Origin of the sequence: Comamonas sp. GCA5 (genome assembly GCF_036541385.1) — a bacterium.
In the GTDB taxonomy this organism is placed as follows: domain Bacteria; phylum Pseudomonadota; class Gammaproteobacteria; order Burkholderiales; family Burkholderiaceae_C; genus Comamonas; species Comamonas aquatica.
On the sequence record NZ_JAZHFR010000115.1, the window covers coordinates 1 to 8,000 of the forward strand.

The window sequence follows — 8,000 nt, forward strand, 5'->3', positions numbered from 1 at the left end:
AGAGCGACCGCCCCGAGCTGACCGCCGCCAAGATCATCGTCTCCGGTGGCCGTGCCCTGGGCAGCGCCGAGAAGTTCAACGAAGTCATCACCCCCCTGGCCGACAAGCTGGGCGCCGCCATCGGTGCCAGCCGTGCGGCGGTCGATGCGGGCTACGCCCCCAATGACCTGCAGGTGGGCCAGACCGGCAAGATCGTGGCGCCCCAGCTGTACATCGCGGCGGGCATCTCGGGTGCGATCCAGCACTTGGCCGGCATGAAGGACTCCAAGGTGATCGTGGCGATCAACAAGGACCCCGAGGCGCCGATCTTCTCGGTGGCCGACTATGGGCTGGAAGCCGACCTGTTTACCGCGGTGCCTGAACTGGTGAAGGCACTGTAAGCAGCGAAGACCAAAAGGAGGGGCGTGCCCCTCCTTTTTTGCATCGGGGGATGCCGGCCGCCAGGACTTTTCACACAACAACAGCCTGCGAACACGGAGACGGGATATGCAAGAGACAAGCATGCGCATGCGCTATCGGCTGGCCTTGGCCGTGGTGTGTGCCGCCAGCGCCAGTCTGGCGCACGCGGACTGGGTGGTGGCCCAGGTGGCGCCGTTGACCGGGGCCACGGCGGTGCAGAGCAAGGCCTACGCCCAGGGCATGCGCCTGTATTTCAACGAGGTGAACAAGTCCGGCGGCGTGCACGGCGACCGCCTGCGCCTGGTCTCCGCCGATGACCGGGGCAGTCCCGAGGAAACGGTCAAGCAGACGCAGCGCCTGCTCCAGGAGGCCAAGCCCGTGGCCCTGGCCGGCTACTTTGGCAACCGCAACCTGCAGGCCCTGCTCGACAGCAAGCTGCTGGAGCAGGCCTCCATCAGCCTGGTCGGCTTTCACAGCACCGACATGCGGGTGCTGAAGGCGCCGCAGCTGTTCAGCACGCGTGCCGGCTTGCCGGAGGAGGTGGAGAAGATTGCCAAGCACCTGGCCACCCTGGGCCTGACGCGCCTGGCCCTGGTGTACGACGAGCGCAGCGAGGACGAGGTCAAGGCCCTGACCCAGCTGGTCGGCAGCCTGGTGACCGCGTCCGGCGGACAGTTGCTGGCGCACGTGCCCTGGAAGGCCGGCAAGCAGGCGCAGGAGGCGGCCATCGACAGCTTGCAGCGCGCGGAGCCGCGCGCGCAGGCTGTGCTGGTGGTGGCGTCCAGCCCCGCCAGTGCGGCGTTCCTGGAGGCCTACCGCCTGGAAGGCGGGGCCGCCCAGGTGTATGCCACCTCCAGCGCCGACATCGAACAGCTGGCCACCCGCCTGCCCGTGGAGCTGATGCGCGGGGTGTCGATCGCGCAGGTCGTGCCCAACCCCTACCGCTCCACCAACCGCCTGAACAAGGAATTCCGCGACCTGCTGGCCAAGCAGCCCAAGGACGAGGCGCTGAGCGTGAGCTATCCCATGATGGAAGGCTATGTGAACGCCAAGGTGCTGGTCGAGGCCATGCGCCGCACCCAGCCGCTCAGCAGCGAGCGGCTGGCCGACAGCCTGCGCAGCATCCAGTCGCTGGACCTTGGTGGCTACTGGGTCACCTTTGCGCGGGGCTCACAGTCGGGCTCCCGGTTTGTGGATTTGAGCATCGTCAACGCGCAAGGCCGCGTGACGCAATAAATAGCAGTCAGCGCAAGCTGGACAAGCGCTGGAACCCATTTTTACTCTCAAGAAGAAAGCTGAGACATGAGCTATACCGCCCCCATCAAAGACATGCTGTTTGCCATGGAACACCTGGCCCATCTGGACCAGGTGGCGCAGATTCCGGGCTTCGAGGACGCCGGTCTGGAGACGGCGCAGGCCGTGCTGGAAGAAAGCGCCAAGCTGTGCGAGGGCGTGGTGGAGCCGTTGAACATTCCCGGCGACACCCAGCCCTCCAGCTTTGAGGGCGGCAAGGTCACCACCACCCCGGGCTTCAAGGAGGCCTACCAGCAGTTCGTGGAAGGCGGCTGGCAAGGCCTGCAGCACCCCGCGGCCTATGGCGGCCAGGGCCTGCCCAAGACGATTGGCGCGGCCTGCGTGGAAATGCTCAACAGCTCCAACATCAGCTTCGCGCTGTGCCCGCTGCTGACCGATGGTGCCATCGAAGCCCTGCTGACCGCGGGCAGCGACGATCTGAAGGCCACCTACCTGGAAAAGCTGATCACCGGCGAGTGGACCGGCTCCATGAACCTGACCGAACCCCAGGCCGGCTCCGACCTGGCCCTGGTGCGCACCCGGGCCGAGCCCCAGCCCGATGGCAGCTACAAGGTGTTCGGCACCAAGATCTTCATCACCTACGGTGAGCACGACATGGCGGACAACATCGTCCACCTGGTGCTGGCCCGGGTGGCCGGTGCGCCCGAGGGCGTCAAGGGCATCAGCCTGTTCGTGGTGCCCAAGTTCCTGGTGAACGCCGATGGCTCGCTGGGCGCGCGCAACGACGTGCACTGCGTGTCCATCGAGCACAAGATGGGCATCAAGGCCTCGCCCACGGCCGTGCTGCAGTACGGTGACCACGGCGGCGCTGTCGGCTATCTGGTGGGCGAGGAAAACCGCGGTCTGGAATACATGTTCATCATGATGAACGCCGCGCGCTATGGCGTGGGCATGCAGGGCATCGGTGTGTCCGAGCGGGCCTACCAGCGTGCCGTGCAGTACGCGCGCGACCGGGTGCAAAGCCGCCCTGTGGATGGCAGCGTGGCCGGCAGCGCCGCCATCATCCACCACCCCGATGTGCGCCGCATGCTGATGACCATGCGCGCCACCACCGAGGCCTGCCGCGCCATGGCCACCACGGCGGCGGCGGCCTACGACGCGGCCCACCACCACCCCGATGCCGAGGTGCGCAAGGCCAATGCTGAGTTCTATGAATTCATGGTGCCCCTGGTCAAGGGCTACAGCACCGAGATGAGCCTGGAAGTGACCAGCCTGGGCGTGCAGGTGCACGGCGGCATGGGCTTCATCGAGGAAACCGGTGCCGCCCAGTACTACCGCGACGCCAAGATCCTGACCATCTACGAAGGCACGACCGCCATCCAGGCCAATGACCTGGTGGGCCGCAAGACGGCCCGTGACGGTGGCAAGAACGCCAAGGACATTGCCGCCCAGATCGCCAAGACCGAAGAGCAGTTGCGGGCCAGCGGCACCGCCGCCGCCCAGGCCATGGCCCTGCGCCTGCAGGCCGCGCGCGAGGCGTTCCTGGACGTGGTGGACTTTGTGGCCGGCAAGGCCAAGGCCTCGCCCAACGCCGTGTACGCGGGCAGCGTGCCCTACCTGATGCTGACCGGCAACCTGGTGGCCGGCTGGCAGATGGGCCGTGCCCTGCTGGTGGCGCAGGACAAGCTGGCCCAGGGCGAGGACGTGGCCTTCATGCAGGCCAAGGTGGCCACGGCGCAGTTCTACGCCGAGCACATCCTGACCCGCACCACCAGCCTGCGCGACAGCATCCTGGCGGGTGGCGACAGCGCCTGCGCCCTGGCGCTGGACGCCTTCTGACGCCCTGGCGACAGACAGCACCGCGGTAAGGGCAGACCATGGGATGGCTGCTCTTATCATTAGAAAAGTGAGCTGCTGGCGCTTGTCTGGTCAGCGTTTGAAGCTGTTTTTCTATCAATCACAATAGATTCGGAGACCGTTGCATGTCCAAAATTCCTGCAGTGCTGCAAAACTTGGCATTGCCCGTGATCGGCTCGCCCCTGTTCATCATCAGCAACCCCAAGCTGGTCATTGCCCAGTGCAAGGCCGGCATCGTGGGTTCCATGCCCGCCCTGAATGCCCGCCCTGCGGAAATGCTGGAGGACTGGCTGGCCGAGATCACCGAAGAGCTGGCCGCGCACAACCGGGCGCACCCTGAAGCGCCGGCCGCCCCGTTTGCCATCAACCAGATCGTGCACAAGAGCAACGACCGCCTGGAGCACGACCTGCAGGTCTGCGCCAAGTACAAGGTGCCGCTGATCATCACCAGCCTGGGCGCGCGCGAGGACGTGAACCAGGCCGTGCACAGCTGGGGCGGCGTGGTGATGCACGACATCATCAACAACAAGTTCGCCCACAAGGCCATCGAGAAGGGCGCGGACGGCCTGATCGCCGTGGCGGCGGGGGCTGGCGGCCATGCCGGCGTGAAGAGCCCGTTTGCCCTGATCCAGGAAATCCGCCAATGGTTCGCCGGCCCGCTGGCGCTGTCGGGTTCCATGGCATCGGGCGGCGCCATCCTGGCCGCCCAGGCCATGGGGGCGGATTTTGCCTACATCGGTTCCGCCTTCATCGCCACCGAGGAGGCCCGCGCCGCCGAGGAGTACAAGCAGGCCATTGTGGACTGCAACTCGGACGATGTGGTGTATTCCAACTTGTTCACCGGCGTGCACGGCAACTACCTGGCACCGTCGATCCGCGCGGCCGGCCTGGACCCGGACAACCTGCCAGTGTCGGACCCCAGCGCCATGAACTTTGGCTCGGGCCGCACCAAGGCCTGGAAGGACATCTGGGGCTGCGGCCAAGGCATTGGCGCTATCGACCAGGTGCTGCCAGCGGCCGAGCTGATTGCGCGTTTCAAGCGGGAATACCAGGAAGCCCGCCAGCGCCTGCAACTGGCCACGGCCTGACCCTCTGGCGCCGCCGTCCCATTGGGGACTGGAAGCGCAGGACATAGAAAGTTACAATTCGGGCGCCTCGGTAGGCCATGGTTTGCCGTGCGCAGCCGCCCAGCCCCTGTGTGCCAGGCTGCCTTCTGCGAAGTGGGCGGTCTGTACCACAGGGGCTTGTCTTTTTTCAGTGCGCTCTCGCGGGCGCTGTTTTGTGAATTTTTTATGCAATTGACATCCTTCGGCGCCGTGGCGCTGGCATCGCTGGCCCAGGCCACTTCGGCCCACGCCGCCGAATCCACCCCCAGACGGTGACCGCCCTGGGCCTGAAGTCCATCGTCCAGATTGATGCCAAGTCCATGGAAGCCCTCAACGCCTACCTGCGCCCAGCGCGGACCTTCCCTGGCCAGGGGGATTTCATCAACGTTGCCGAGATGCAGGAGGTCGACCGGGACTATCCCAAGGATCTGGCCGCGACCTTCCTGGAAAACGTCCGCCTGAGCGATGCCGACAAGCAGGCGCTGGAGCCCGCCGCGGTGCAGCTGTTTGCCAGCGTGTGCGATTCGCAAAAGCGCATCACCTGCACCTGGGCAAGCCCCAGAACGTCACCGAGTGCGTGCACCCGGCGATGGTGGCCGTGAACGTGCCCTTCAACTGCCTGGCGCCCAATCCGCCCGAGAAGATCGTGGCCTTCCTGCAGCGCGCCGGTGTCGCCCAGCGGGACCTGCAGCAGTACCGCGAGCAGGTGCAGGCCCTGGCTAAGGGCTTTGAGACCGCCCCGCTGACCCAGGCCTGGAAGGTGAGCTGCCGCTGGCCGCCGAGAAGAAGAAAAGCCCCTGGTGTGGCAGAACAACTTCCCGCGCGAAAGCATCGACGTCACGCCCCTGCAGTACTGAGCCGCGCGGCCAAGCACGGCCCCTGCGATGGCTACGCATGGCAACCATGCGCTGAACGCGGCAGACCATGCGTCGCTGAGCGTGTGTGACATCGCTGCGGCATGCCGCCATCACCCAACAGCGCCCTTCGGGGCGTTTTTTTGACCTGCGCACCACGGGGGCTTGGTGTAGGTCATGACACGGCCATTACCCATCTTCCTATCGGGGTGAATTGATGGAAATCAACGTCGCAGTGTTTCACTCGACTACCTGAGCCCGTGTGGAAGTTGTTCTGCAGAAACCCTAGCATCTGCATAAATTTCAGTAAATACTGAAAATTCAGAATCAAATGGAATCCACTGACTTCGATCAAACGGCAAGCAAGCCCCGCGCCCAGCGTCGCCGTCCCGACCGCGGTACCGCGTGGTCGGTCGTGGCCTCGCTGTTGTGGCTGCCGCAGGCGGCATTGCTGGCCACCGCCGTGCAGTGGATGGCCACAGGTCGTGCCGCCGAGGTGGGTGGGCTGGCGCTGGGGCTGCTGGTGCTGGGTGCGGCCAAGGCTTGGTGCGAGGGCCATGGCATGCGCCTGAGCTTCGAGGCCGCCCGGGCCCAGCTGGACACCCTGCGGGCCCAGGTGGTGCAGGCGCTGGCCAGCAGCTCGCCCCTGGACACACGGCGCGTACCGTCGGGCCAGGCCGCCAGCGCCGTGGCCGAACAGGCGGAGGCGATTGTACCCTGGCTGTCGCGCTACCAGACCGCAATGTGGCGCACCCGGGTGCTGCCGCTGGTGATTGCCGCCGTGGTGGCTTGGCAATCCTGGGTGGCGGCGCTGATCCTGGTGGTGGCAGCGCCCTTGATTCCCCTGTTCATGGCCATCGTGGGCTGGCGTGCCCAGGCGGCCAGCCAGGAGCAGATGGTGCAGCTGGGTCAGATGAACGGTTTTCTGCTGGACCGCCTGCGCGGCCTGACCACGCTGCGCGCCTTGGGCTCGGTCGATACCACGGCCCAGCGGCTGCGTGCGCATGCCGAATCCCTGCGCCAGCGCACCCTGCGCGTGCTGCGCATTGCCTTCCTGTCCTCGGCCGTGCTGGAGCTGTTTTCGGCGCTGGGCGTGGCCATGGTGGCCGTGTACGTGGGCTTTCACCTGCTGGGCTATCTGGAGTTCGGCACCTGGCACGGCCGCCTGAACCTAGGGCAGGCCCTGTTCGTGCTGCTGCTGGCCCCCAGCTTTTTCGAGCCGCTGCGCGAGCTGGCGGCCGTGTGGCACGACCGCGCCGCCGGCGAGGCCGCGGTGCAGACCCTGCAGGACATGGCCCGTGCGGCCCAGCCCTTGCCCGGGGCGTTGGCGGCCCACGCGCCCCAAGCCTCCAGGGCGCGGCAGGCCGCAGCACGGGTGACGCTGCACAACGTGCACATCCAGGCGCCGGGCGCCGTTGCCTTGGCCGCGGCGGTGCACCTGGACATACAGCCGGGCGAGCATGTCGCCCTGTGGGGCGCCAGTGGTAGCGGCAAGTCGGTGCTGCTGGCGCAGATCGCCGGCCTGCTGCCCACCCACCAGGGGCAGGTGCGGGTGGATGGCGTGCCCATGGAGGACTGCAACGCGGCGGCATTGCGCCAGCGCATGGCCTGGATGGGTCAGCACCCGCATGTGTTTGCGGGTTCGGCCGCCCGCAACATCCGCCTGGACCGTCCCGATGTGGCCGAGGCCGACGTGGCCCCGGCCATGCAGGCCGCGGGCCTGGGGGCCGTGCTGCAGGCGCGCCCCAGCAGCAGCCTGGGGGAGGGCGGGCAGGGCCTGTCGGGCGGCGAAGCCGTGCGCCTGGCGCTGGCGCGCCTGGCCGTGGCGGCGCCCCAGACCGGGGTGCTGCTGGTGGATGAACCCACGGCCCACCTGGATCCGATGACGGCCGCGCAGGTCATGCAGGCCTTGCTGCAGCTGGCCCAGGGGCGCACCCTGATCGTGGCCACCCACGACCCATTGCTGGCGGCGCGCATGGACCGGGTGGTGCCGGTGCAGGGCGCGGAGGTACTGGCATGAAGGCATCCCGCAGCAGCACACGCGCCATGCTGGTGGCGCTGGCGGCCATGGCGCCGCGCCACCTGTGGCTGGGGGGCATGGCCCTGTCCAGCTTGACCGTGCTGATGGGCATGGCGCTGCTGGGCCTGTCCGGCTGGTTCATTGCCGCCACGGCGCTGGCCGGGCTGGTGCCGGCCACGGCCCTGGTGTTCGACGTCTTCATGCCCAGTGCCGGCATCCGCTTGCTGGCACTGGGACGCACCGGGGCGCGCTACGGCGAGCGCCTGGTCACGCACGATGCCACGTTGGCCGTGTTGGCGGCGCTGCGCGAGCGCCTGTTCCGCAGCTGGGCCCCGGCCGGTGCTGCATGGCAGCTGCGCCTGCGGCCCGCACGCTGGCTGCAGCGCCTGACCAGCGATGTGGACGCGCTGGACAGCCTGTACCTGCGCCTGGCCGTGCCCCTGGTGTCGGCCTGCGCGGCCGCGCTGCTGGCGGCCGTGGTGCTGGGCGCCATGCACGCGGGCCTGGGCC

7 protein-coding genes and 1 pseudogene are annotated in these 8,000 nt (G+C 67.4%); all 8 read left to right on the forward strand.

Annotated elements, in window-relative coordinates:
- Nucleotides 1-380 (forward strand): electron transfer flavoprotein subunit alpha/FixB family protein (locus SJH88_RS17580; protein WP_274755228.1); only part of this gene is annotated, 380 nt, incomplete at its 5' end.
- Nucleotides 381-486: 106 nt separating this feature from the next.
- Nucleotides 487-1,635, forward strand: coding sequence for an ABC transporter substrate-binding protein (locus tag SJH88_RS17585; protein ID WP_270148340.1), 1,149 nt, complete (start codon nt 487-489; stop codon nt 1,633-1,635).
- A 66-nt stretch (nt 1,636-1,701) separates the two neighbouring features.
- On the forward strand, nt 1,702-3,492 hold the full coding sequence (locus tag SJH88_RS17590; RefSeq protein ID WP_274755229.1) for an acyl-CoA dehydrogenase: 1,791 nt from the start codon (nt 1,702-1,704) through the stop codon (nt 3,490-3,492).
- 143 nt (nt 3,493-3,635) lie between these two features.
- Nucleotides 3,636-4,598 (forward strand): NAD(P)H-dependent flavin oxidoreductase, encoded by a 963-nt coding sequence (locus SJH88_RS17595; protein WP_270148333.1) that lies wholly within the window; start codon nt 3,636-3,638, stop codon nt 4,596-4,598.
- Nucleotides 4,599-4,888: 290 nt separating this feature from the next.
- Nucleotides 4,889-5,218: a hypothetical protein gene (locus SJH88_RS17600; RefSeq protein ID WP_260673870.1), complete on the forward strand. Its 330-nt coding sequence runs from the start codon at nt 4,889-4,891 to the stop codon at nt 5,216-5,218.
- The gene (locus SJH88_RS17605; RefSeq protein ID WP_274755230.1) at nt 5,194-5,562 is read left to right on the forward strand and encodes a hypothetical protein; all 369 of its coding nucleotides are present in this window, start codon (nt 5,194-5,196) and stop codon (nt 5,560-5,562) included. The genes SJH88_RS17600 and SJH88_RS17605 overlap by 25 nt, the downstream gene beginning before the upstream one ends.
- 239 nt (nt 5,563-5,801) lie before the next feature.
- Complete coding sequence (gene cydD, locus SJH88_RS17610) at nt 5,802-7,490, forward strand: thiol reductant ABC exporter subunit CydD (RefSeq protein WP_274755231.1); 1,689 nt, start codon at nt 5,802-5,804, stop codon at nt 7,488-7,490.
- Nucleotides 7,487-8,000: pseudogene (locus SJH88_RS17615) on the forward strand (ABC transporter ATP-binding protein); the annotation flags it as partial. The gene cydD and the pseudogene SJH88_RS17615, both read left to right, overlap by 4 nt.